Annotated in this window: 21 protein-coding genes; 11 read left to right on the top strand and 10 right to left on the bottom strand. The window is 58.8% G+C overall.

Annotation, left to right across the window (positions count from 1 at the left end; genetic code table 11):
• Positions 1-13: 13 nt before the first annotated feature.
• The gene (locus FHS83_RS13040) at positions 14-991 is read right to left on the bottom strand and encodes a DnaJ C-terminal domain-containing protein (RefSeq protein WP_167083385.1); all 978 of its coding nucleotides are present in this window, start codon (positions 989-991) and stop codon (positions 14-16) included.
• 84 nt (positions 992-1,075) lie between these two features.
• Positions 1,076-1,621: a tetratricopeptide repeat protein gene (locus FHS83_RS13045; protein ID WP_167083386.1), complete on the bottom strand. Its 546-nt coding sequence runs from the start codon at positions 1,619-1,621 to the stop codon at positions 1,076-1,078.
• Between the two features lie 82 nt (positions 1,622-1,703).
• On the opposite strand from FHS83_RS13045, the gene pdxH reads away from it, so the two are divergent.
• From pdxH to FHS83_RS13090, 9 genes are all read left to right on the top strand, one after another.
• On the top strand, positions 1,704-2,330 hold the full coding sequence (gene pdxH, locus FHS83_RS13050; RefSeq protein ID WP_167083387.1) for a pyridoxamine 5'-phosphate oxidase: 627 nt from the start codon (positions 1,704-1,706) through the stop codon (positions 2,328-2,330).
• Positions 2,327-3,241 carry a cation diffusion facilitator family transporter gene (locus FHS83_RS13055; RefSeq protein ID WP_167083388.1) on the top strand — a complete coding sequence of 305 codons (915 nt, stop codon included), beginning with the start codon at positions 2,327-2,329 and terminating at the stop codon, positions 3,239-3,241. The genes pdxH and FHS83_RS13055 overlap by 4 nt, the downstream gene beginning before the upstream one ends.
• A gap of 225 nt (positions 3,242-3,466) precedes the next feature.
• The gene (locus FHS83_RS13060) at positions 3,467-5,335 is read left to right on the top strand and encodes a methyl-accepting chemotaxis protein (RefSeq protein WP_167083389.1); all 1,869 of its coding nucleotides are present in this window, start codon (positions 3,467-3,469) and stop codon (positions 5,333-5,335) included.
• A 262-nt stretch (positions 5,336-5,597) separates the two neighbouring features.
• Positions 5,598-7,460: a methyl-accepting chemotaxis protein gene (locus FHS83_RS13065; protein WP_167083390.1), complete on the top strand. Its 1,863-nt coding sequence runs from the start codon at positions 5,598-5,600 to the stop codon at positions 7,458-7,460.
• Between the two features lie 92 nt (positions 7,461-7,552).
• Positions 7,553-9,415, top strand: a complete 1,863-nt coding sequence (locus FHS83_RS13070; protein WP_167083391.1) for a methyl-accepting chemotaxis protein — start codon at positions 7,553-7,555, stop codon at positions 9,413-9,415.
• Between the two features lie 209 nt (positions 9,416-9,624).
• Complete coding sequence (locus tag FHS83_RS13075) at positions 9,625-11,469, top strand: methyl-accepting chemotaxis protein (protein WP_167083392.1); 1,845 nt, start codon at positions 9,625-9,627, stop codon at positions 11,467-11,469.
• Between the two features lie 35 nt (positions 11,470-11,504).
• Positions 11,505-13,343 carry a HAMP domain-containing methyl-accepting chemotaxis protein gene (locus tag FHS83_RS13080; RefSeq protein ID WP_167083393.1) on the top strand — a complete coding sequence of 613 codons (1,839 nt, stop codon included), beginning with the start codon at positions 11,505-11,507 and terminating at the stop codon, positions 13,341-13,343.
• 91 nt (positions 13,344-13,434) lie between these two features.
• Positions 13,435-14,487, top strand: a complete 1,053-nt coding sequence (gene uxuA, locus FHS83_RS13085; RefSeq protein WP_167083394.1) for a mannonate dehydratase — start codon at positions 13,435-13,437, stop codon at positions 14,485-14,487.
• A gap of 118 nt (positions 14,488-14,605) precedes the next feature.
• Positions 14,606-15,085: a GFA family protein gene (locus tag FHS83_RS13090; RefSeq protein WP_167083395.1), complete on the top strand. Its 480-nt coding sequence runs from the start codon at positions 14,606-14,608 to the stop codon at positions 15,083-15,085.
• A gap of 56 nt (positions 15,086-15,141) precedes the next feature.
• Here the strand turns inward: FHS83_RS13090 and FHS83_RS13095 are convergent, their stop codons facing one another.
• The 7 genes from FHS83_RS13095 to FHS83_RS13125 all read right to left on the bottom strand — a co-directional run bounded on the left by FHS83_RS13095 (position 15,142) and on the right by FHS83_RS13125 (position 22,311).
• Entirely contained in the window at positions 15,142-15,648 is a 507-nt protein-coding gene (locus FHS83_RS13095) for a hypothetical protein (RefSeq protein WP_167083396.1), read from the bottom strand.
• A 1-nt stretch (position 15,649) separates the two neighbouring features.
• Positions 15,650-17,356, bottom strand: a complete 1,707-nt coding sequence (locus tag FHS83_RS19265) for an anti-phage dCTP deaminase (RefSeq protein ID WP_208414642.1) — start codon at positions 17,354-17,356, stop codon at positions 15,650-15,652.
• 342 nt (positions 17,357-17,698) lie between these two features.
• Positions 17,699-18,298 (bottom strand): transglutaminase-like cysteine peptidase, encoded by a 600-nt coding sequence (locus tag FHS83_RS13105; RefSeq protein ID WP_167083397.1) that lies wholly within the window; start codon positions 18,296-18,298, stop codon positions 17,699-17,701.
• A gap of 96 nt (positions 18,299-18,394) precedes the next feature.
• The gene (locus tag FHS83_RS13110; protein ID WP_167083398.1) at positions 18,395-19,570 is read right to left on the bottom strand and encodes a bacteriohemerythrin; all 1,176 of its coding nucleotides are present in this window, start codon (positions 19,568-19,570) and stop codon (positions 18,395-18,397) included.
• Between the two features lie 161 nt (positions 19,571-19,731).
• A complete protein-coding gene (locus tag FHS83_RS13115) occupies positions 19,732-20,415 on the bottom strand; it encodes an HAD family hydrolase (RefSeq protein ID WP_167083399.1) in 684 nt (227 codons plus the stop codon).
• Positions 20,416-20,541: 126 nt separating this feature from the next.
• The gene (locus FHS83_RS13120; RefSeq protein ID WP_167083400.1) at positions 20,542-21,660 is read right to left on the bottom strand and encodes a right-handed parallel beta-helix repeat-containing protein; all 1,119 of its coding nucleotides are present in this window, start codon (positions 21,658-21,660) and stop codon (positions 20,542-20,544) included.
• 186 nt (positions 21,661-21,846) lie between these two features.
• Positions 21,847-22,311, bottom strand: a complete 465-nt coding sequence (locus FHS83_RS13125) for a hypothetical protein (RefSeq protein ID WP_167083401.1) — start codon at positions 22,309-22,311, stop codon at positions 21,847-21,849.
• Positions 22,312-22,421: 110 nt separating this feature from the next.
• Here FHS83_RS13125 and FHS83_RS13130 point away from each other — a divergent pair, with 110 nt between their 5' ends.
• Together FHS83_RS13130 and map are read left to right on the top strand one after the other, a co-directional pair.
• A complete protein-coding gene (locus FHS83_RS13130; protein ID WP_167083402.1) occupies positions 22,422-22,643 on the top strand; it encodes a ParD-like family protein in 222 nt (73 codons plus the stop codon).
• Positions 22,640-23,413 (top strand): type I methionyl aminopeptidase, encoded by a 774-nt coding sequence (gene map / locus FHS83_RS13135; RefSeq protein WP_167083403.1) that lies wholly within the window; start codon positions 22,640-22,642, stop codon positions 23,411-23,413. The genes FHS83_RS13130 and map overlap by 4 nt, the downstream gene beginning before the upstream one ends.
• On the opposite strand, the gene FHS83_RS13140 is transcribed toward map, so the two are convergent.
• Complete coding sequence (locus FHS83_RS13140) at positions 23,410-23,625, bottom strand: DUF1330 domain-containing protein (RefSeq protein ID WP_167083404.1); 216 nt, start codon at positions 23,623-23,625, stop codon at positions 23,410-23,412. The two genes, map and FHS83_RS13140, sit on opposite strands and share 4 nt — an antisense overlap.
• Positions 23,626-23,677: the final 52 nt, after the last annotated feature.

A 23,677-nucleotide genomic window follows, 5' to 3' on the forward strand; every position in this document is an offset into this window, starting at 1 on the left:
CCTCTTTCGCCGGTTATTTCTTACGCGGATCGTAATCGGCGCCCCATTTCTCAATGAAGCTCTTGAGCTCCTTATCCTCGCCCTCGGGCAGGGTGACGATCAGGCGGACATAGAGATCGCCCGTTCGTTCCTGGCCAGACGCCGGAATGCCCTTACCTTTGAGACGCAATACCTTCCCGGAATTGGAGCCCGGCGGGATGGAGAGTGCCACCGTGCCTGAAAGGGTGCGCACCGGCACTTTGCCGCCCAGCACCGCTTCTTTCAGGGTCACCGGCAGATCGACCTTCAGATCGTGGCCATCGCGGGTGAAATAGGGATGGGGGGCGACGGTGACTTGGATCAGGACATCGCCCGGAGGTCCACCCGCGCGGCCCGCACCGCCGCGTCCGCGCAAACGGATCTGCTGGCCGTCTTTCAGGCCGGGCGGGATTTTCACATCGATCTGCTCGCCATTGGGCAGAACCACGCGGCGGGTGCCACCCGCGGCGGCTTCCTCGAACCCGACAGTGGTCTGAACCTCGAAGTCCTGGCCCGGCTGGGGCTGGGCCTGCTGACGGCGCTGACCGCCGCGCCCGCCAAAACCGCTGAACAGGTCGGCAAAGATGTCTTCGGCATTAAAGCCACCGCCTGGGCCGCCGCCTTGGCCGCCCTTGGGGCCCTGATTGGTCCAGGTGAAATGGAAATCGCCGGGGCCTCTGCCGCCACCGCCGCCCGCGCCGAAGGGAAAGCCGCCTTCAAAGCCATGGGCCCGCGGATCAAACCCCTTGGGATTGCCTTGGGCGTCGATCTGGCCGGCGTCGTATTTGGCGCGCTTCTCCTTGTCGCCCACGATGTCGTAGGCGCCGCTGATTTCCTGAAACTTCTTCTGGGCGGCAGGATCACCGCCCTTGGTATCCGGGTGATGCTTCTTGGCAAGGCTCCGGAAGGCCTTTTTGATTTCTGCTTCGCTCGCGTTTTTAGATACGCCGAGCACGTCGTATGGATCTCGCATTTTGTCTCCGAATGCCCGTGTCGGTGGCTCCGACCGAACAACTCCTGACTATATATAGGGAGGTTTCAAGTCCTGTTAATAAGGCTAGGGCGTCTTGAGACGTTCCGCAGCTCCCGCAACCCCGGACGAAGCGGCCTTTTGGAAGAGTTTTTGGGCCCGCTCGGGGTCTTTGGCGATGCCGTCTCCAGCCTCCAGGAGCTTGCCGAGTTCAAAGGCGGCAAAGGGGTGGCCCGCCGCTGCGGCGCGTTCCAGCCACGGGATGGCACTGGCAACATCGCGTGGAGCCCCCTCGCCATTGAGGTACATCTCGGCAAGGTCGTATTGCGCCGTGACCAGGCCCATATCGGCGGCGGTGGTCATTTTTTCCCGCGCTGCCTTGAGGTCCTGTTTGATGCCCTGACCCTTGCGCAGCATCAGCGCCAGGTTGCGCAAGGCGGCCACATCCACGTCTTGGATGTCTTTCCAGGTAGAGAAGGCGGCGGCGTAATCGCCCGCGTCATAGGCCTTCAGCCCGGCATCGAACTTCGCCTGGATTTCGTCATGGGTAAGGGTGCCCGCGCAGGCGGTCAGAAGGCCCGCGGCAAGAAAAAGCGCGGCCAGGCGAGGCAAGGCCTGAGGGACGGAACGCATGGACAGCATAGCTGCCAAGCTAGCACTGCCCGCGTGTGATGCAAATCTGGCATCGGCAAAACGAAGGTGCTAAGCGGGACAGATGAGCGAAATTGGCGGACCCATTGACGACGGTGGCCTCAAGGCCGACCGCGACCCTTTCGAAATGTTTCAGGCCTGGATGGCCGAGGCGGAAAAGACCGAGCCTAACGAGGCCAATGCCATGTCGGTGGCTTCGGTAGACGGGCAAGGCCGCCCCAATCTCAGGATGGTGCTGCTCAAGAGCGTCGATGCGCGCGGCTTTGTCTTCTACACCAATCTGGAAAGCGCCAAGGGCAGGGAAATTTTGGCGCATCCTGCCGTGGCGCTGAACTTCCATTGGAAGACCGTGCGCCGCCAAGTGCGGGTGCGTGGACATGCGAGCTTGGTCAGTAACGAAGAGGCGGATGCCTATTTCGCCTCCCGCGCCAAGGACAGTCAGATCGGCGCCTGGGCCTCTGCGCAAAGCCGCCCCATGGAAGGGCGCTGGGTGTTCGAAAAAGAGATCGCCAAATACGCGCTGAAATACGGTCTCACCAAAGTGCCGCGTCCGCCGCATTGGACGGGATTCCGCGTTGCGCCGTTTGAGATCGAGTTCTGGCGCGACCGCCCGTTCCGCCTGCATGACCGTTTAGTCTATCGCCGCGAGACGCCCGAAGCGCAGTGGCATACGGAACGGCTGTTTCCATGAGCCTCGTCAAGGATAAGGCCCATTATGAGCGGCTGATGCGGCAGGTGGCACTCGCCGCCGTGCTCACCGCCATTTTCCTGGCCGTCTTGAAGACGGTGGCCTTCATCCTGACGGACTCCATGGCGATGCTGGGATCGCTCGCCGATTCCGCGCTCGATATCATTGCCTCTTTCGTCAATCTCTTAGCGGTGCGTCATGCGCTGACCCCCGCCGATGAGGATCATCGCTTCGGACATGCCAAGGCAGAGCCTTTGGCGGGGCTGGCACAAGGCGCCTTCATCGGCGGCTCGGCGGTGTTCCTCGCTATCGAATCCGTCCGCCGTCTGATCGATCCTCAGCCCATTGCCAATGGTGTGGTCGGGCTTTGGGTGATGGTGGTTTCCATTGTGGTGACAGTGATCCTGGTCGCCGCCCAGCGCCATGTTGTGAGAAAGACCGGCTCGCTCGCCATCAGCGCGGACCGCGCCCATTACGTCAGTGACATTCTGGTCAATGCGGGCGTGATCGTCGGACTGCTGCTCGCGTCGAATTTGGGCTGGCAGGCGGCTGACCCGTTGATGGGCCTCGCCATCGCCGCGCTGATCGCCAACACCGCCTGGCATGTCTTCATTCAAAGCTATGACCAGCTCATGGACAGGGAGCTGCCCGATACAGCGCGCGAGGAGATCAAGACCATTCTCTTATCGCATCCAGAAATCCATGCCCTGCATGATCTGCGCACGCGCGCGGCAGGCACCAAGAGCTTCATTCAAGTGCACATCGAACTCGATCCAGCCTTGAGCCTTTATCGCGCGCATCAGATCAGCGATGAGGCCGAAGCACTGCTGCGCAAGACCTATAAGGATGCGGATATCCTGATCCATCAGGATGTTGCCGGGCTGGAGCAGCCAGCCGCTCTCGCGCAAAACTAGCTGTTGCGAGCGTTTCGCACGCTGTAGAACTACCTACAAGGCAAAATACCTAGCACCACGAAATTGTGCAGTATCAATATGTTACGTGTGCGGAGCAATTTTGCCGCTCGGCAAGCCCCTATTTGTATACGCCATGTAAAGGTGACCGGCGCCAACTCGTAGCGAAGGCTGATAATTCGCGCGGGGGATTTCTCGTGCGCGGCGCCGTGAGCAAGGTTGGAGCAGATGCCCCGTATTCAAGACGTTTCGGTTGGAACCAAAGTTATTATCGCGATGTTCTGCATCGCCTTAGTGGCTTTCGGCAGCGGAATTTTCTCCGCCGTGAAATTGGCATCGGTCAATGCCAACGCCGCCGATATTCGCGACAACTGGCTGCCCTCGACGCGCAGCCTGGGTGAATTGCAATACTGGGCCACACGCAATCGGGCAGGGCAGGCTGTGCTCCTGCTTGCCGCAACCGACGCGCAACGAGAAAAGCAGGCAAAGCGCAACGCCGCCTTTGAGAAAAAAATCGGCGAGATCATCGACGATGAAATGAAGCACGCCAGGAATGACGTGGAGCGCGGATATATTCAGGCGATTTCATCTGCATGGGCAGAATACATGCCGATGAAAGACCGCGTGGACGAGATCCAGAAAACCCAAGGTCATGATGCGAGCGTGGCTTTCTTCATGACGACCTCGCGCGACAGCTTCGACAAGCTCAACAAGGCGATGGAAGCCGCGGTTGCCTATAACACGGACAGCGGCGTGGCGGCGGGTAATGCCAGCGAGGCAACCTATAAGTCCTCGCGCAATTGGATTTTCGTCTCCGTCGCGCTGGTGCTGCTGTTCTGTGCCGCGACGGGTTTTGCCATGGTGCGCTCGGTCTCCGCGCCGCTCGCGCGTATGACCCATTCGATGAGTGAACTCGCCGCGGGCAATATGCAGGTCGAAGTTCCCCATGCCGAGCAGAAAGACGAAATCGGCGAACTCGCTGGCGCCATGACGAGCTTCAAAAACCAGCTCAATGCCGCAGAAGAGTTCAAGGCCGAACAGACGCGTATCATCGTGTCCTCGGTCGGTACTGCGCTTTCGCATCTGGCCAAGGGCGATCTGACCCACCGCATTACCGCCGAACTGACGGGACCTTTCGCCAAGTTGAAGGAAGACTTCAACATCTCCGTCGGGCATTTGCAGGATACGGTGACAACGATCCTGGAAAACACCGGTGATATCGCCAGCGGCGCCACCGAGATTTCTCAGGCCGCCGACGATCTTTCCCGCCGCACCGAGCAGCAGGCCGCAAGCCTGGAAGAAACCGCCGCGGCGCTGGAATCGGTCACCGAGACGCTGAAGAAGACGGCCGCAAACACGCGTGAGGCCGATAAATCCTCCAGCCTTGCGACGCAGGTCGCCAAGGAAGGCGGTGAGGTGCTCGACGCCGCGACCACCGCGATGGATGCCATCGCGCAATCCTCCAAGGAGATCACCGATATCATCGGCGTGATCGACGAGATCGCCTTCCAGACCAATCTTCTCGCCTTGAACGCAGGCGTCGAAGCGGCGCGGGCAGGCGAGGCGGGCAAGGGCTTTGCCGTTGTCGCTTCCGAAGTGCGCGCGCTGGCGGGACGTTCGAGCGAAGCCGCCAAGAAGATCAAGACCCTCATCCATGCCTCGGGTGATCATGTGGCGGGCGGTGTTAAGCTCGTCGGTGAATCCGCCGCCGCCTTGAAGCGCATCATGGAGCAGGTGCACGGCATCAACGCCCTGGTCAGCGAGGTAGCGACTGCTGCCAGCCATCAAGCGACCTCCATCCAGGAGGTCAATGCAGCCGTCGGCCAGATGGATCAGGTCACACAACAGAATGCGGCCATGGTGGAAGAGTCCACCGCCGCCTCGCGCAGTCTTGCCGATAAGACGCGCGCCTTGCAGGAACTTGTTCTGTTCTTTGATGTCGGATCGGCGGCAGCGGTTCGTAGGGACACCCCCCGTCCCAAAGCGCAAAGCGTAGCGCCTCGCCCCCCCGCGGCGCCACGCCGGATCGCTGCCGCCGGCTCTTCCAAACCCGCAGCCCCTGCGGCCAGCGGCGATGATGGATGGGCCGAATTCTAATTAAGAAAACGCGGGACAATCGGAACGGCGCAGATGGCGAAAGCTCTCTGCGCCGCTTCCTTTTGAATATGCCTTTGTAAGAAAAAATGTTTCGAGCACGTACGACTACCGACCGTAGAATTGCCTATCTTTCCTAAGTGCTTATAATTCCAATGTGTTAGGCGTTCTGCCGGAAGCGAACGGGATATTCCCGTTTTGCGGTCAATCTCAAATAAACTTTGATAGTGCCTACTTTCCCTCGCTCAACCAGTGAGGGGCACACATGTCGAATTTCTGCGGTAATTTATCGGTCCGGCTGAAGCTGGCTCTTGTCATGGGCGTGGTTTTGATCGCCGCCATTGCACTCGGGATTTTCTCCTTGATGGAGCTGCGTTCGGTTAACGCCAATGCGGCTGAAATCCGCAACGATTGGCTGCCCTCCACGCGGATATTGGGCGACCTCAATTATGCCGTCACTCGCACGCGTTCCTCACAAAGTACCGCGCTGCTTCTGCCTGCGGGGGCCAAGCAGGAAAAACAGATTGCCCGCATCAAAGGCCTTGAAGAGAGCGTCGACAAAGCCCTGGCGGACTATCGCCCCTACATCAGCTCCGGCGAAGAAAAAACGATTACGCAGAGCATCGAAACGGCTTGGGCCAATTATCGCGTCATGTATGATAAGGCGCTTGAGCTGTCGCGCGGCGGCGATCGCGATGCCGCCGCAGCCTATTTCATGGGCCCGATGCGCGATAGCTTCGATGCCCTCAACAAGGCTATCACCCAGGATGTCGCGCTCAACGCCGCTGGAGGCGTGGCTGCTGCCGATCGCAGTGCCAAGACTTTCGACACGGCCGAGTTCTGGATTTTCGTAGCGATCGCGGCATGTGCGCTGATCTGCGTTTCTTCGACGCTGCTGTTGACGGCCTGCATCGCCAAGCCGCTATTCGGCATTACCGACGCGCTCGCCGAACTCGCCTCGGGCCATTTAGGCGTCGAGGTTCCTTATTCGGATCGCGAGGATGAAATCGGCAAGCTTGCGGGCGGTATGCTCGCCTTCAAGAACCAGCTCGCTGCCGCCGAGCAGGCCAAGGCAGAACAAGCCGATATTATTGTTTCCTCTATCGGTGCTGGTCTATCTCACCTCGCCAAGGGCGATCTGACCCACCGCATCACCGCGGAGCTGGCCGGGCCTTTCGGTCCGCTGAAGGACGATTTCAACGAGGCCGTGGGCAAGCTGCAATCGACCGTCACGACCATCCTCAGCAACACAGCAGATATCACCAGCGGTGCGACCGAGATTTCTCAGGCTGCGGATGATCTTTCGCGCCGGACGGAACAGCAAGCCGCGAGCCTGGAGGAAACCGCCGCCGCGCTCGAAGAAATTACCGAAACGCTGAAGCGGACCGCGGCCAATACCAAAGAGGCTGACAAGGAATCCGGTTCGGCGGCGCATGTCGCCAAAGAGGGTGGCGAGGTGCTTCAGTCCGCCAACTTGGCCATGGATGCGATTGCTCAATCCTCCAAGGAGATCACTGATATCATTGGCGTGATCGATGAGATCGCCTTCCAGACCAATCTTCTGGCGCTGAATGCGGGTGTCGAAGCGGCGCGCGCGGGTGAGGCGGGCAAAGGCTTTGCCGTGGTCGCCTCGGAAGTGCGTGCGCTGGCGGGCCGTTCCGGTGAAGCTGCCAAGAAGATCAAGACACTCATCCATTCCTCGGGCGATCAAGTCTCAAGTGGTGTCAAGCTGGTGGGTGAATCCGCCACGGCATTGCAACGCATTGTCGAGCAGGTGCAGCGCATCAATAAGCTGGTCAGCGATGTTGCCAATGCGGCCGGCCAGCAATCGAGCGCCATCCAGGAAGTCAATTCCGCGGTCGGCCAGATGGATCAGGTCACCCAGCAGAACGCGGCGATGGTGGAGCAGTCTACCGCAGCAGCCCGCAGCCTTGCCGATAAGACGCGCGCACTGCAGGAACTCGTCTCCTTCTTCGAAATCGGATCGGTGGTTCGCCGGGACCCGCCCCGGCCCTCAGCCAGCGCGGCGCAGCGCTCCCAACTCGCGCCTCGCCGGACCGCTGCCGCTGTTTCATCCCGCCCTGCTGTTGCTGCGGTAAATACGGATGCGGGATGGGCGGAGTTTTAGAGGATACAAGTGTTTTAAAACCAATACATACACCAATTGTAAAACTCACAGGCGTAGCGATTAATAGGCTCATGGTGTGAAGAGGTAACAGGATGCAGTTGAAGGATCTCACAGTCGGCCGGAAGCTGTTCGGGGCATTCGCGCTCGTGCTATTTGCGACGATTGCGCTCGGGCTTTTCGCCATGAACCGACTGTCGCAGCTCAATGACAATGCCAGCGAGCTGAGCGGCCATTGGGTTCCGGCGATGAAAAACCTCGCCGAGTTCCAATATAACTCCACGCGTTTTCGCTCTTACTCCAGCACCTATCTTCTGCCCGGAACGGATGAAGACCACGAAGGCACGCTGAAGCTTCTGAAGAAGTCGGAGGACGCTGCAGATAAGGCTCTGTCGGAATTCGCCGCCAAGGCGATGACGGCGGAGGACAAGGCGCTTGCGGCCAAGCTGCAGGATGTCTGGACCGCCTATAAGCCGATGCGCGAAAAGCAGGTCGAGCTTTACAAGAGCGGCGGGCTCGACAAGGCCGGTGCCTATTTCATGGGGCCGATGCGCAAGAGCTTCAAGGCGCTGACCGAGGCCACCGATGCCGCGATCAAATATAGCGTTGATGGCGCCAAGAATGCTGGGCAGGAGAGTTCAGATCTGTTCGTCACCTCGCGCGTGTTCGTGCTGGTTGCCATTGTGATCGCGCTGGCGCTGTGCCTTGGGGCTTGGTTCGTCCTCAGCCGTGCGGTTGCGGCACCGCTCCTCAGCATGACCGAGGCGATGGGCGAACTCGCGCGCGGCAATCTTGCCACCCATGTGCCGCATGCCGATCAGCAGGATGAAATCGGCAAGCTGGCCGAGGCCATGACCACCTTCAAGAATCAGCTGGCCGCAGCCGAACGTTCCAAGGCCGAGCAGACCGAAGCCATCATTTCGAGTATCGGTATCGGCCTTGACCACCTCGCCAAGGGCGATCTTACGCATCGCGTCACCGCGAGCCTGACCGGGCCTTTCGCCAAGCTAAAGGAAGACTTCAACGCTGCCATGGGCCGCATGCAGGAGACCATGTTCAGCATCCTGGAATCCGCCTTCCAGATCGCCACTTCGTCGGGTGAAATCTCCCGGGCCGCCGACGATCTTTCGCATCGCACCGAAGGCCAGGCTGCCAGCCTGGAAGAAACCGCCGCTGCGCTGGAAGAGATTACCGCCACGGTGAAGAAGACCGCGAGCAACGCCAAGGAAGCGCGTGCCAGCGTAACGACTGCCAAGACGGCGGCCGAAGAAGGCGGGCGCGTGGTGAAAACCGCCACCCAGGCAATGGATGCCATTTCGCAGTCTTCCAAGAAGATCACCGATATCATCGGCGTGATCGACGAGATTGCCTTCCAGACCAATCTTCTGGCCTTGAACGCGGGCGTCGAGGCGGCGCGTGCGGGCGAGGCGGGGCGCGGTTTCGCCGTGGTGGCCTCCGAAGTGCGTGCGTTGGCGCAGCGTTCCGGCGAGGCAGCCAAGGAAATCAAGACGCTCATCAATGCCTCCGGTGCGCAGGTCAGCGAAGGTGTCAAGCTTGTCGGCGAAAGCGGCAAAGCCCTGACCAACATTGTTGAGCAGGTGCAGAAGATCAACACGCTGGTCTCGGAAATGGCACTTGCCGCCGAACAGCAATCCACCGGCATCGAAGAGGTGAACGGAGCCGTCGGCCAGATGGATCGCGTTACCCAGCAGAACGCCGCCATGGTGGAAGAATCCACCGCCGCGTCGCGCCAGCTCGCCGACGAAACCAAGAGCCTGCAGGACCTCGTGGCCTTCTTCCGGGTGGCAGAGAACACCGCGGCCAAGCCACAAGCCAAACCCGCCGAACCCATGGCGCGCAAAACCCCGTCTGCGCAGCCGGCGCGCAAAGTGGCGGCTGCGGGCGGCGCAAGCGCTCCGGCGCCCGCGGCACATGGCGATGATTGGGAAGAGTTCTGAGCCTGCCTTAAATCCGTTTCTACACCAAACTAAAGGGCTGTTTCTCTGCAAAGGAGAAACAGCCTTTTTTCTACGTATTCATGCGAGCGGTTAAGGCGCTTATACGCCGCTTTACCAAGCTATCGCGCAATCTTTTTTAAATGCGACCGAACGCATTCTCCCGCTCAATAATATGCATTTGAAATGCACAATTCTATCTGGCGGAGAAAATGGTGGGTCTGAAGAATTTTTCGGTGCGTGCGAAGATACTTGGCGGTTTGGCGATCATCCTGCTGGCGACGATCACGCTTGGAGTTTTCTCCGTACTCCGGCTCTCCAGTCTGAATGATCAGGCCGCCGATATCCGCGACAACTGGATGCTCGGGATCGGTTATCTCGGCCAGTATGAATATGCCGAGACGCGGCTGCGCATCTATCACGTCAGTACCATCTTCGCCAAAACCGACGCGCAGCGCCAAATGATTTCGAGCAGCATTCCGAAGCTGGAAAAAATGGCGGCGGAAAACTGGTCGAAATATCGCCCCACGATTACCGACCCCGAAGAAAATGCCTTGGCGGATCGCATCGAGAAGACCCAAGATGCCTATTCCGCCACTGTGCGCGAACTTGAGCGCATTTTGAAAGAGCAGGGCCCTGATGCCGCCGCTCAATATTCGCTCGCCACGATGCGGCTGGTGTTCAATGATTTTGCCGCTGCGATCCAGGCCGATCTCAACTACAACATCGAGGGCGGCAGGAAGTCTGCCGAGGTGGGACAGGCGACCTATCACCAGTCGCGTATTTGGATTTTCGCAGCGCTTGGGCTGGCCGTGCTGCTGTGCGGTGGTATCGCTTATGTCCTGACCTCGGGCGTCGCTGTGCCGCTTGGCAATATGACGGGGGCCATGCAGGAGCTGGCATCCGGTAATCTCGACGCGCATGTTCCGCATGCCGATCAAACTGACGAAATCGGAAAGCTCGCGGGCGTGATGACCGCGTTCAAGAACGGGCTTGCCGCGGCCGAGAAAGCCAAGGCGGAACAGACCGAGGTGATCGTCTCCTCTATCGGTGCGGGGCTTGACCATCTCGCGCGCGGCGATCTCACCCATCGCGTGGAAGCCGATCTCTCCGGCGCCTTCGCCAAGCTGAAATCCGACTTCAACGGTGCTATGGACCGGCTGCAGGATACGCTCGGCAATGTCATCGGCTCCTCGGGGCAGATCGCGGTGGGCGCGGGCGAAATCTCCCAGGCCGCCGACGATCTTTCCCGTCGCACCGAGCAGCAGGCCGCAAGTCTTGAGGAAACCGCTGCGGCGCTGGAAGAGATCACCGCCACGGTGCGCCGCACGGCTGAGAATGCGCGCAGTGCCCGCAGCAGTGTGACCTCCGCCAAGACGGCCGCGGAAGCAGGCGGGTCGGTGGTGGAAAACGCCATAGGCGCGATGGATGCCATCGAACAATCCTCCAAGAAAATCACCGACATCATCGGCGTGATCGACGAGATCGCTTTCCAGACCAATCTTCTGGCGCTCAATGCGGGCGTGGAAGCGGCGCGCGCGGGCGAGGCGGGCAGGGGCTTTGCCGTGGTGGCAAGCGAAGTGCGCGAACTTGCCCAGCGCGCCTCCGGGGCGGCCAAAGAGATCAAGACGCTGATCGCGGCCTCTGGCGAGCATGTGCGCTCAGGCGTGAAGCTGGTGGGCGAATCCGGTTCAGCGCTGCGCCAGATCGTGGATCAGGTGCAATCGATCAATGCGCTGGTGAGCGACATGGCCCAGGCCGCGGAACAGCAATCGACTGGCATCGAGCAGGTCAATGCCGCCGTGGCGCAGATGGATCAGGTGACACAGCAGAACGCCGCCATGGTGGAAGAATCCACCGCCGCCGCGCGAAACCTCGCTTCGGAAGGTCAGACCCTGCAGACGCTGGTAGCCTTTTTTAACGTTGGCCGAGGTACGCTGACGCCTAAGGCTGCTCCTTTGCGGCGTGCTGCCCCTGCCAGGCCGCTGCAAGCCAAGATGGCTGTTGGTGCACGCGTTATAGCGCCTGCCCGCCAGGATGATTGGGCAGAGTTCTAAACTCATATGCCAAAAGAGATGAATAGGGCGAGTGCATGGAAACGCTGAAGAACTGGTCTGTCCGCTCAAAAGTCATTGCCGCCTTTGCCTGCGTTTTGGCCGCAACGCTTGCGCTCGGGCTGTTCTCCTTGCAGCGCTTGGCCAGCGTGCAGAATAATGTACTCGAGTTCCGCGATGACTGGACGCCGGGCATTCGCTCCACGGAAGAGATGAAGTTCATCTCCATGCGCTATCGCCAGCGTCAGGCGGTCTATCTGATGCTGGAGACCGACGCCGAGCGGACAGCAGAGAAGGCCAATCTCGCCAAGCTGAAAGGCCAGTTCGAAGCGGTATATTCGAAATTTGCCTCGACCTCGGACAGCCCTGTCGAACGGGAGATGACGCAAGCCCTGAAAGCCAAATGGGACGCCTATGTGGCGCTCGAACCGGAGATGTTCTCTGTTCTGCAAACCCAGGGTATGAAGCCGTCCTTGGTCTATTACGCCAAAGGTCCAGCCAAACGTACCTATGACAAGCTCCAGGCTACGCTGGAGGCGGACACCGATTTTCACATACGCGGTGCGGCCGAAGCGGGAGACAAAAGCCAGAAAGTCTATGCCTCCGCGGTTTATTTGATTTTTGTGGCGATTGGCATAGCGGTGCTGTTCGCTCTGGCTGCCGGTCTGATGCTGATCCGGTCGGTGTCCACGCCGCTCGGGGCCATGACCAATGCCATGGATGAACTGGCGCGCGGACGCCTCGACGTACATGTTCCGCATGCGGATCAGCGCGATGAGATCGGCAAGCTCGCCGGTTCCATTCACGCCTTCAAGGAACAGCTCGCGGCGGCCGAACGCGCCAAAGAGGAGCAGGCGCAAGTGATCGTCTCCTCCATCGGCAGCGGGCTTGATCATCTTGCCAAGGGCGATCTCACCCATCGCGTCAGCGCTGAACTTTCCGGCGTGTTCGCTAAGCTCAAAATCGACTTCAACGCCGCCATGGAGCGCTTGCAGAGCACCATGGGCGATGTGCTCAAGAGTGCAGGCCAAATCGCTTCCGGATCGGGCGAGATCTCGGTCGCGGCGGATGATCTTTCCCGCCGTACCGAGCAGCAAGCCGCAAGCCTTGAGGAAACCGCTGCCGCCTTGGAGGAAATCACCGCCACGGTGAAGCAGACCGCGACCAATGCCCGTCAAGCGCGCAGCGGTGTTGCCCGTGCTACTCAGGCGGCGGAGCAGGGCGGGCAGGTGGCCACTACCGCTATCGCGGCGATGGATTCCATTTCCCACTCTTCCAAGCAGATCACCGACATCATCGGGGTGATCGACGAGATCGCCTTCCAGACCAACCTTCTGGCCTTGAATGCAGGCGTGGAGGCGGCGCGTGCGGGCGAGGCCGGCAAGGGCTTCGCGGTGGTGGCTTCCGAAGTGCGGGCACTGGCGCAACGCTCCAGCGGCGCGGCCAAGGAGATCAAGACGCTGATCAATACCTCCAGCGAGCATGTCACGTCGGGCGTCAAGCTGGTGGCCGAAACCGGCGGAGCCCTGCGCCAGATTGTGGAGCATGTGCAGCAGATCAACACCTTGATCAGTGAGATGGCCCTGGCGAGCGAACAACAGGCCACCGGCATCGAGCAGGTCAATGCCGCTGTCGCGCAGATGGATCAGATGACCCAAAAGAACGCGGCGATGGTGGAAGAATCCACCGCCGCCTCGCGCGGCCTTGCGGGGGAAACCGAGGCTTTGCGCGAGTTGATCGGCTTCTTTGATGTCGGTTCTCCCCCCAATGCTTTGTCACAGCCGCGCCCCGTTCGGCCGCCCGCGAAAATCACCCTTTCGGTCCAGCCGCGGGCCCGCAGGCAGGTGCAAAATGGCGGAAGCTGGGAGGAGTTCTAGCAGAATTGCCGCAGGGGGACGGGAGGATGACAAGCTCGCGCGGCTTGGCTAATATGGGAGCGGTAACATAAGAAACTGAGGGACCGCCCCCATGAAGATGACTTTCCGCTGGTATGGTGACAGCGATCCGGTGAGCCTTGCCTATATCCGCCAGATTCCGGGCATGTATGGCATCGTCTCGGCGGTCTACGACGTTCCGGTGGGCGAAGTCTGGCCGGTGGAGAACATCCTGGCCCTCAAGAAGAAGATCGAGGATGCCGGGCTGAAGTTCGAGGTCATCGAAAGCGTGCCGGTGCATGAGGACATCAAGCTGGGCCGCCCCACGCGCGACCGCCTGATCGCCAATTATGCCGAGACCATCAAGAACCTCGGCAAGTGCGGCCTGAAAGTCATCTGCTACAACTTCATGCCGGTGTTCGACTGGACCCGCACCATCCTCGACATGAAGCTTCCCGACGGTTCCTCCGCGCTGGCTTTCGATGTGGAGGTCGTGAACAAGATCGACGTCTCGCAGGGTATCGACCTGCCGGGCTGGGACGCCTCCTATAAGCCGAACGAGCTGAAGGCGCTGCTCGACGAATATAAGAGCATCGACGAAGACAAGCTCTGGGCCAATCTCGAATACTTCCTGAAGGGGATCATCCCTGCGGCGGAAGAGGCGGGGATCAAGATGGCGATCCATCCCGACGATCCGCCGCGCCCGATCTTCGGCCTGCCGCGCATCGTCAAAGACGTGCATGATCTGCGCAAGCTCCTCGCCATGGTCGACACCCCTGCGAACGGGCTGACGCTGTGCTCGGGCTCGCTCGGCGCGGATCTCAAGAACAACATCGTCGAGCTGGTGAAGGAATTCTCCGGCAAGGGCCGAATCCACTTCGCGCATTTGCGCAATGTGAAGGTGGATGAGAAGGGCAATTTCCACGAGACGGCGCATAAATCCGATTGCGGCTCGCTCGATATGGGCGCCATCGTTAAGGCCTATTACGACACGGGCTATGAAGGTTATGTCCGCCCGGACCATGGCCGCATGATCTGGGGCGAAACCGGCAAGCCCGGCTATGGCCTCTATGACCGCGCGCTTGGTGCCGTTTATCTCAACGGCCTCTGGGAAGGCATCGCCAAAGGCGAAGGCAAGCCGGTATAAGGCTGACCTGTCCCGAACGCATATAAGGGGCGCTTTCGGGCGCCCCTTTTGTTTTGCGCAAATGGCGCAGTGCCTTGCTCCTCTCATCGCGCTATGCTGGCGAAAGGGGAGATGGACGATGACGAATTATCCTTTGCAGGGCGGGTGTTTTTGCGGCGCAGTGCGTTATGAGATCACGACACCGCCGATGTTCGTCAATTGCTGCCATTGCAGCGATTGCCAGAAGCAGGTTGGTTCGGCCTTCGCCATCAACGCGATTATCGAGGCCGATCGGGTGAACCTGTTATCCGGCGCGCTCGAATGCATCGAGATGAAAACCGATAGCGGCAGCCCGCATGACATCTATCGCTGCCCGGCGTGCAAATCCGCGCTGTGGAGCGATTACGGCCGCCGACGCGTGGCGCTGTTCTTGCGCGTCGCAACGCTCGATACTCCTTCGGCCCTGCCGCCGGATGTGCATATCTACACCCGCTCCAAGCTCGATTGGGTGGTGCTGCCTGAGGGCGTGCGCGCTTTCGCGGAATATTACGACATGGAAAAAGAATGGCCGCGCGAAAGCCTGGCGCGGGGTGCTGCGGTGATGGCGAAGAGGGCGTAGAAAATGTTTGAATTAGATAAAAAATCCAGACCCAGTATTGAATAGTGTCATTTATCTCAGTTGCTTGAGAGAGATCTCGGGTGAATCTCGGTACAAGAAATTCTTGAATCTCGGATATAGTTCCTAAACTGCTGTACCCAGCCTATTTCATGTGCTTCTTTGTTGAATAGGAAAATAGTCAATCCCGCTCTGATGTGACCCTGGATCGCTGATATCAATTCATCATAAGCGTCTGTCGAACGATTTGTGGGGTCTGCTTGGGATAACAACAGAATTGCGTATTCGACGTAATTTATATCGCGCTGATAGAGATAGCTTACTGTACGCTTGTGCTCGAAGTTGGGGCGCTCAAATACTGGTTTAGGTCTGATATCGATAATAGCTGTAACTGCATTTCTTGCCAGTAGGCGCAGAAATGTGTCTTCGGAAAATTCATCGATATCGATGAACGCAATCTTATCTCTGCCGTGGAGGCAAGCCCCGAACAAATCAGCAGTACGCACCTCCGATCCTGAAGTAGGCGTATTATGCACCGGAAATTTTAGAACCTTACTTTCGGCCAAGTTATTTCTCCGGAACTAGCGCAGCCGCGCCATCTTCAACTTTCAGTAACTCTCGCAATCTCACTGCCAGTGCCGGAACTCCTCCCACTGGCGAGTCAAAAGAACCATCTGGAAATTTTAACTCTACCCGCTTGGTGAAAAAGTCCTCATACATGCGGGGCCCAACTCCTGTGAATGGCACAATCACCATCTTCGTTGGTCGGGAGCGCGCTCCGGTCGCATCCACGGGGGGGAACTCAGTAGAAATCGAATCTCCATGCAGTTCTCTAGCCAAACTCTTCACATACGGCTCAATATAATAAACGTACTCTATACCTGCAGTGACAAGATGGCGAGCACAGTTGTGACAGGGATAGGTTGTGCAAAACAGTGCAGCGCCTTCAGGGGAAATGCGATTGCGTGCGGCTGATAGAAGTGCGCTCATTTCGGCGTGAATGGCGCGGGAATATTCAATCGCATCTTTTAGGCCTGGGGCGCCGTCGAGGGCAGCAGAATCACTCCTGAAAAAATCTGCGATTCGCTCTTTCGCCTGGCTTCTCGCCTTTTCGGCAATATCAAATTCCGCTTCGGGAGGAGGGTATGCTGCTCGAGCCAGTTTTTCACTCAGATTTGTTGCGAGCCACTCTCCGATTTCTTTTTGAAGAGAATCTTTCTTTCGCTTATTATGGCAACCGACGAATTCTGTTGAGCCATCAGTCCATTTCCATTGGAAGCAGCGGTGCTCTGACGCGGCATCTTCGTCACATACTCCGCCCCCGAATTTTGGCACTTCGTTTGTACCAGTTGAGACGATGGTCCCATCCTGCAACATAAGTGCAGCCCCAACCTGTCTCGACAGGCACGATGACTGCAAAGCAGCTGCGTGTGCGTGGTACATCGCGCGCTCTTCACGCGTTGGCCGAACTAATCCAGAACCAAGTAGGAGGTCGACAAGCCGACTTAGGTCATGAGTTAAGTTTTCGCCATCACGGGATACGGAATTATTATCTATGAAAAAGTCGGCACGATAAAATGCGTCGCGTACCTGCTGGCCATATTGCCGCCCTCGGTCTTTCTCGTCTCGATCCATGTAGGCGTGCACATCTTTACGAAGGGCGCCACTATATTTTGCTGTAGAGCGAGCATCCCCTATTAATCGTTTCTCCCGCTGGCTCTGTTCGCAATGCACGGCGACTAGTCGGAATGATAAGTCGTAGGCTCTTCTTAGTAATTCTACTTCCTCGGAGTGTTTGATGGAGTCCAAAATGAACGCCAGCTTTTGTTCTCCAGCTATCCTACTTCCACGTTGTTTTTTGATAGCGTGTACAGCTAAAGCAGCCACTGCGGCGTTACCATATTGCTTCCGTAAATTATCTCCGCGGTCCTGAAGCTCGGAAGCTCGAAGAAGTTGTGAAACACCCTTGCGCGCGCCTTCTTCAATTTTTTGAAGCTTGCTGGTGTCGAAACGCTCTGCGATTAAGGTGCTGAGCTTTATTGGGTGTACTTCATAACCTTTTAGTTCGAGCAGTACCCGAATGCGCCGTGCTGCTGTTGAGCAGCCCGCTCCAGCATACCCTACCACACCTATTACTAGCTCTTGCGAGATTGGCGAGATGTCTTTCGCTGTTTCTTCGGCATTATTGGGTTTGGGGAGGAGCTTAGGTTTTGCCACCGCAGGTTCTCCGAGTTCTGATGTCGGATGGAATGGGCTATGATATGCAACTTTCAAGGGATTTCTATATCTAGGGCCTGTGCCAACTGCGCGCATTTGCGAAAATTTGTGAGGGGTAATAGGTGCAGCTTGGGCATTCGGCGCTGCCTCTCAGATTAACCTTCGTTGGGGGGATTTATACCGGTGTTTCTCAGGTCCTGGGTTTTCTTTTGTCCATAACATTGTGCTGTTGTCGGTCCTGAGATTTTCAATCACCCGCCTAAAAATTTTCCCTTGGTATAGCGCACCAGATCGACGGCGCTCCCAATGGAGAGGACGGGGTTGTGATAGTATTTTACTTCTTGCGTCTGATGGTCTTGGTACGTTGTGAGGTGCTGCGGGGATACGTGCTTAAGCTTTTCACTTCGCGGCTCTGGCAGATGCGCGCGTGACGGCTTCCCAGCGCCAAGGCGAGGCGCGGGCTTGCACCTTTAGCCAGGTGAATGGGGTTCGCGTCCAGGCAAGAATCTCGTCGCTCCGATTATCGAGGACGAAATCACCCCGATCTGTCGTTATCGTCATGACGGTGTGCAGCGCCCCGCCGGGAAGCGCGACCACGGCGAGCCGCAAGATTGAGAAGGGCAGGCCCGCCGCGAAAAGCCGCTGCCGCTTGGTCACAGCGTAGTCATCGCAATCGCCATATCCGTCTTTCGGGATGGTCCAGTATTCGGGCCTGCCGTAATGCTCTTCATCGTCTTCCGGCCAGATGTCGCTATTGACGTCGTGATTGACGCGCAGGAGGAGCTGCCAGCTTGGCACGGTGAGAGGGAGCGGCGGCCCTGACGCGGGAGCGCATTGATCCTCAAAGCGCATGCAGAAGCTGACGGCACCGAAGGGCGGCTCTGTTTCGGGGCCGGCATCCGGAAGGGGCGGGGAAGGTTCAGGAAGTGGCTGGGGAGGCGCGCACCCAGCCAAAAGCAGGATAGCGGCGAGGATGCCTGCTGTGCCGGCTTTGGTCAATCTGCCCGCCCGCGGTGTTCCAGGCAGACAACGCGGTGATCAGAGAAATAATTCGTATAGGGATGAAATAAACGCGCGCGTCACTTTTCCCGCGCCTTATCCTTCGAAAGACAAGTCGTAGCTGGTAGCCCCAAGGACGTCTTCCACCGTCGCGCCGCGATCCTGGAAGGGGGCGAGAATGCTTTCCACCGCGAGGTCGTCGCGGCCAAAGGCGCGGGCAAGGCCTACGACACGTAAAGGCGCGCCGAATTCCAGTACGGCATCGATGAGGAGCTTCCAGCGCGCGAAAATCGCAGGTGCCTCGATAACTTCGAGATTATGTCCGGCGATGTCGCCGAAAATGCGCGCGTATTTTGCGCCGGTTGAGATGGCGCGATAGCGATGGGCACCGCTGGCCATTTCGGTGCGTTGCAACAGCGCGGTGCACTCGACAAAGTTGCGCTCGGGGGTCGGCGTGAAAGAGAAGTGCTGCGAGCCAGGCCCGATCGCCCGGCTTTTGCGCCAGGCGGCCAAGACGTCGCGCAGATCCTTGCTCTGCACATTCTCGCAGTGGCTGTCGAAGGTCACGGTCATGCCGATCTCTCTGGCCTTCTGGTGCAGCTTGGCGAGGAAGGCGTCGTCGCGCGTGGGTAGAGCTGCGGGAGCTTCCGGCGGTGGCTGGCTTTCATCGCGAAAGGCCGCGTTCATCCATCCCTTGGCACTGGCGATGGCATGCTTGGCGGCTTCCGGCTTATCGAGATTAGGCACCAAGAGCACCGGCTTCACGGCCCAAAGCGAACTCATCTTGGCGGCGTAAGGGCGCATCGCCTCGACATGCGGGCGCATGGCCAGATCGCTTTTCAAGATATGCTCGAGGACCCAATGGCGCAGCAAGGCGCTGAGCTCGTGATGCACATCTGCAAAGCGTTGCGTCAGTGCGGCATCGACCAGCGCCAGATCATTCTCCGCACCGGCATACATCGCAGCAGGGCACGCGCGTTCGAGTTCCTCAATGCTGCGCGCCACGTGATCGAGGTGATGGGCAAGATCGCGATGGCTGGCGTGATGCTCGCGCCGCAGCGGAAAATTCGAAGCGGCCTGCAGATGCTCTTCGCGGGCGAAATGCAGATTGATGTAGTGGTGCAGGCGGGCGACGATGCGTTGCAGCTCGACAAGATTATTCACGTTCGGCCGCGTTTCGCAGAAATCGCTGGTGATGGAAATCAGAAGCTGATGGTCGTGATCGATGATCCCGTTGTCGATTGCCATCGCTGGACGCCATAGCAAGCTCACCTGCATCTCCCGCCAAGAACACCTTCGCCTGAATAGGCTATGCTTACGCGGCGCAGTTGAAGGAAGACTTAAATGTGAGCGCCGCCAAGTTGCATAGCGCTTGTAAATACAGGAAAAACTCTAAGGAAATGTACGTACACGAATGATGTCAGCGGTTACTGCTATCGCGCGGAGGCATTGAGGAAATCCTCTTTCGTGTACCGCACCAGATCGCCGATGGTGTCGATGGAGAGATCAGCGGCAGGGTAGTCGGTGAGGATTTTCATGTCCGTTGCATAGTGGCCTTGGCGTGGGAAAATAGTGGTGACCTTTGGCCCCCAATATTTCTTGATGGCATCCAAGAGGCGCAGCTTGTCGTCGACGAAAACGTAATGGGCGGCGGGAAATAGCCGCTCGACATGGGCGAGCTCAACTTCCTTATGGACATAGATCAGCACGCGGCGGCCGAAGAGGGCCGAGAGGCCCGAGGCATAGACCTTGCGCGGCTGAAACACCGCGTCGCCATCGGAGATAATCGCTGTCACGCCCCATTGACCGACATGGCGCACCGCGGCCTCCGCGCCCGGAAACAGGCGCTGTGCGAAAGGATAATCGATCAGCCAATTGGCCATGCGCAAAATGCGCGGGTCATGCATGTATTTGACGCGATAGCGTTCCAGCGCGCCGAGGTAATCGGCATAGCCAAGCTCGCGCCGCAAATCCTCGAAGATCGTCCAATAACAGTCATGGGGATAGTCGCCGTGCTCGCGGCGCAGATAGGCGCTGAGGTCCGCGGTGATCTGGTCATTATCGATCAGGGTATTGTCGACATCAAAAAAGAAAACGAGTTCGCCGTTGCTGCTCATAGGCGGTCCAGAAAGATTCGCGAGCATGCTAGCAAGCGCGTGCCGCAAGGGCAGCAGTCACGCAACGGCAACTACGCGTAAAAAAAGAGCCACACCGGTTATGGCCGGTGCAGCCCATATGGGATCTCAACGCGCGGGCTTTATCCGGCGTCGGCGCGCCGCGAATATTCCAAGACCTACGAGTGCCCCGGCGAAGACGGCGAGGCTTGAGCTTTCCGGCACCGCCATGACCGATGACCTCGTCATGTTAAACGCGAGATCGCTGCGCAATTTGGTGTTAACGGGAGGGGCGCCCGAGATGATGCCTGACCCTTTCAGCGGTGTGGTTTTGTAGCCGGAGAGGACATTGCCCGCGACCTGCAACGCTTTGTTGCCGGTCGAATTCCACACAAAGCTTTGGGTCTTGGGGTGATCGTTCTGGAAGCTGTTATTGGCGATCAGCATGACGCCTGCGGGATTGGTGTTGCCTTCCTCGCCCAAGGCGATGGCTGTCATGGCGTTGCTGGATTTGGCGCCTTTCTCGAGCTTATTGCCGGTGATGGTTACTGCACCGCCATTGGGGACATCGATGAGATAAGAGGACGTGCCCGTCGGCCCATCCTTGATGGTATTGCCGATTACGCGGGTGGCGATGGCGCGCGACTTGATGGCGTGACCCGATTGGGTATCGGTGAAAGTGTTGTTCTCGACATCCAACAGTTTGATATGCCCCGCGTAGATGCCATGAGCGCAACCTTTGGAGGAAACGCAGGCACCGTTATGGATGAAACTCGAGTTCTTGACTGTGAGCGTCGAGCCGCCATTAGGGTCTGCCAGAATACCGTTCTGATTATTTTTGAAAACGCTGTTCAGCACAGTGAGGTTGGTGCCTTGCATGCGAATGCCTGCGCCATTGCCGTCGCCGCCCTTGGCGCCGCTGAAGGTGATGTTCTTGATGGTGGTGTTGGAGGAACTCACCACAATGAGACCCTTGGATTGGACGAGCCCGCCGCTGATGGTGACCCCGCCTGCGGTGCCATAAAGGGTGAGGCTGGATTTATAGACGCGCGCTCCGGTATAGCTGCCCGGGCTTATGGCGATAACATCGCCTTGGGTGGCCGCATCAATCGCCGCCTGGATGGTCTTGTATTTCTGGCCTGCGCCGACGCTGAGCGTAGCCGCCGATGCTCCGCCTGCAGCCGCGAGCAGGGCGGCGGAAAAAAACATTCCCGCAAAAAGGGCGATGCTTCCTGGGTGTTTCGGCATGAATCCTTCCTTGGCTTATCTGTTCTTTTCCGTGCAAGGTTCGCGCGTCTGCATTCCCGCGGAGGGCGATCCCGCAGGGCACAAAGACCAGCTTTGCGAAGGTGAGGCGAAGCGAAACCTGGCGCCGCTTTCTTAGGCAAGAAGCTCCGCCACAGACAGGGACAATAGAGAGACTGAGATTAGTCTTTACGCGGAAGAATCGGTTTCGCCGATCCGCAATGTTTCGAGTGCCTCGACGATCTCTTCGGGGCTGGCCTGCCAGAAGCGGCCGAAGGAGACAAAGCGGCGCCCATTCACCGGCTCTTTCAATTCGAGGCCCGGCGAGCGGAAGCGGCTGGTCGGCGAGAAGACGATCACCCCGGCAATCTCGCGCCAGAAAAAACGGCGCGCCGTATCGCTACCGGCCTGGGTGAAGGAAAGGCCGGTTTCATCAGCTTCCAGCTTGGCGGGGCGGGAGAGGGATTGGCCCGCTTTCACCGCCACCACCACGGCTGCCAGCGCCAGCGGGGCAAAGAGGCTGACGCCCAGCGTCGACCACAGCCCCGGCAGATAGGCGCAGAGGAGGCCGGACGCCCCCAAGAGCAGCGCGGCGAAGACGGCTGTGGCAATGACAAATCCAAGTTTGGTGGGGCTTTGGCGGAAACTGGTCATGGCCGTCACACAGCACGCGCGCGGGCTTGGTGCAAGCGGAGGCTCTTGCGCCATTTGAGTAGGGGTATATATAACGTATATGAATCGTATATGATGTGTTTGAGGCGCCGATGGGCATCGTGAATATAGAGGATGAGCTGCACGACCAGCTTCGCCGGGCGAGCAAGGTTCAATACCGCTCGATCAATGCCCAGGCCGCCTATTGGATCAAGATCGGCATGCTGTGTGAGACCAATCCGGATTTGAGCTTCGCTGAGATCATGGCGCGGGAGCTGCGCGCGGCGGGCGTTTCGCCGGAGGCGGTGGCGACGCCGAGCGCGGCTGAGCTATGACCAAATCTCCTCACGAAATCGCGCTCATGGCGCAGTCTGGCAAGCTCCTGGCGCAAGTCTTCGAGATGCTGGATCGCACACAGCTCTTGGGCAAATCCACGCTCGAGATCGACATGTTGGTGGAGCGCTTCATCGTCGATGAGCTGAAGGCGCGGCCCGCCAGCAAAGGCCAATATGGCTATGGCTTCGTCCTCAATTGCTCGATCAATCAGGTCGTTTGCCATGGTGTGCCCTCCGCCAGCGAGGTGCTGAAGGACGGCGATATCGTCAATCTCGACATCACCTTGGAAAAGAACGGCTACATCGCCGATTCCAGCAAGACCTATCTTGTCGGCAATGTGCATCCGGCGGCCAAGCGGCTGGTGCAGGTGACTTATGAAGCGCTGTGGAAGGGCATTGAGGCAGTGCGGCCGGGCGCGCGGCTAGGCGATGTCGGCTTTGCTATCGAGCGTCACGCCAAGAAGAACGGCTATTCGGTGGTGCGCGACTATTGCGGCCATGGCATCGGGCGCCAGATGCATGAAGAGCCGGAGGTTCGCCATTATGGCAAGCCCGGCACCGGCCTCACCCTGAAAGAGGGGATGGTCTTCACCATCGAGCCGATGATCAATCGCGGCCGACACGGGGTGGAAACCTTGGAGGATGGCTGGACGGTGGTGACGGCGGATGGATCGCTCTCCGCGCAATTCGAACACACCGTCGCCGTGACATCCTCTGGCGTATCCGTCCTGACGCGGCGCGCGGACGAGAAACGCCGGAAAGCCGCTTAGCGGCCTTTGGTCTTTTCGAACAAGGCGGCGATGGCTTCCTGGCCTTCGTCGGAGTGCATCCAGCCTTCCGCGGCCTGCATGGTCGGGAACTGACCGGCGACGCGGTGCGGCTTGACGCGATCAGGCACGGGCACCAGCACCTCGAAGGTCCCGGCGAAGCGCTGATCCTTGGTTTCCACGGCAAAGGCTTGAGGTTTCTGGTACTTTTTCATCGCACGCTCCGTGGGTTGGCTCAAAATCGCTGATTGCCGCCGTGCATAGCAC

This window comes from Rhizomicrobium palustre, assembly GCF_011761565.1.
In the GTDB taxonomy this organism is placed as follows: Bacteria; Pseudomonadota; Alphaproteobacteria; order Micropepsales; family Micropepsaceae; genus Rhizomicrobium; species Rhizomicrobium palustre.

Excerpts from the sequence above, each read along its gene's own strand:
- FHS83_RS13040 (WP_167083385.1), bottom strand. The coding sequence starts at position 991 with ATGCGAGATCCATACGACGTGCTCGGCGTATCTAAAAACGCGAGCGAA.
- FHS83_RS13045 (WP_167083386.1), bottom strand. The coding sequence starts at position 1,621 with ATGCGTTCCGTCCCTCAGGCCTTGCCTCGCCTGGCCGCGCTTTTTCTT.
- pdxH (WP_167083387.1), top strand. The coding sequence starts at position 1,704 with ATGAGCGAAATTGGCGGACCCATTGACGACGGTGGCCTCAAGGCCGAC.
- FHS83_RS13055 (WP_167083388.1), top strand. The coding sequence starts at position 2,327 with ATGAGCCTCGTCAAGGATAAGGCCCATTATGAGCGGCTGATGCGGCAG.
- FHS83_RS13060 (WP_167083389.1), top strand. The coding sequence starts at position 3,467 with ATGCCCCGTATTCAAGACGTTTCGGTTGGAACCAAAGTTATTATCGCG.
- FHS83_RS13065 (WP_167083390.1), top strand. The coding sequence starts at position 5,598 with ATGTCGAATTTCTGCGGTAATTTATCGGTCCGGCTGAAGCTGGCTCTT.
- FHS83_RS13070 (WP_167083391.1), top strand. The coding sequence starts at position 7,553 with ATGCAGTTGAAGGATCTCACAGTCGGCCGGAAGCTGTTCGGGGCATTC.
- FHS83_RS13075 (WP_167083392.1), top strand. The coding sequence starts at position 9,625 with ATGGTGGGTCTGAAGAATTTTTCGGTGCGTGCGAAGATACTTGGCGGT.
- FHS83_RS13080 (WP_167083393.1), top strand. The coding sequence starts at position 11,505 with ATGGAAACGCTGAAGAACTGGTCTGTCCGCTCAAAAGTCATTGCCGCC.
- uxuA (WP_167083394.1), top strand. The coding sequence starts at position 13,435 with ATGAAGATGACTTTCCGCTGGTATGGTGACAGCGATCCGGTGAGCCTT.
- FHS83_RS13090 (WP_167083395.1), top strand. The coding sequence starts at position 14,606 with ATGACGAATTATCCTTTGCAGGGCGGGTGTTTTTGCGGCGCAGTGCGT.
- FHS83_RS13115 (WP_167083399.1), bottom strand. The coding sequence starts at position 20,415 with ATGAGCAGCAACGGCGAACTCGTTTTCTTTTTTGATGTCGACAATACC.
- FHS83_RS13120 (WP_167083400.1), bottom strand. The coding sequence starts at position 21,660 with ATGCCGAAACACCCAGGAAGCATCGCCCTTTTTGCGGGAATGTTTTTT.
- FHS83_RS13125 (WP_167083401.1), bottom strand. The coding sequence starts at position 22,311 with ATGACCAGTTTCCGCCAAAGCCCCACCAAACTTGGATTTGTCATTGCC.
- FHS83_RS13130 (WP_167083402.1), top strand. The coding sequence starts at position 22,422 with ATGGGCATCGTGAATATAGAGGATGAGCTGCACGACCAGCTTCGCCGG.
- map (WP_167083403.1), top strand. The coding sequence starts at position 22,640 with ATGACCAAATCTCCTCACGAAATCGCGCTCATGGCGCAGTCTGGCAAG.
- FHS83_RS13140 (WP_167083404.1), bottom strand. The coding sequence starts at position 23,625 with ATGAAAAAGTACCAGAAACCTCAAGCCTTTGCCGTGGAAACCAAGGAT.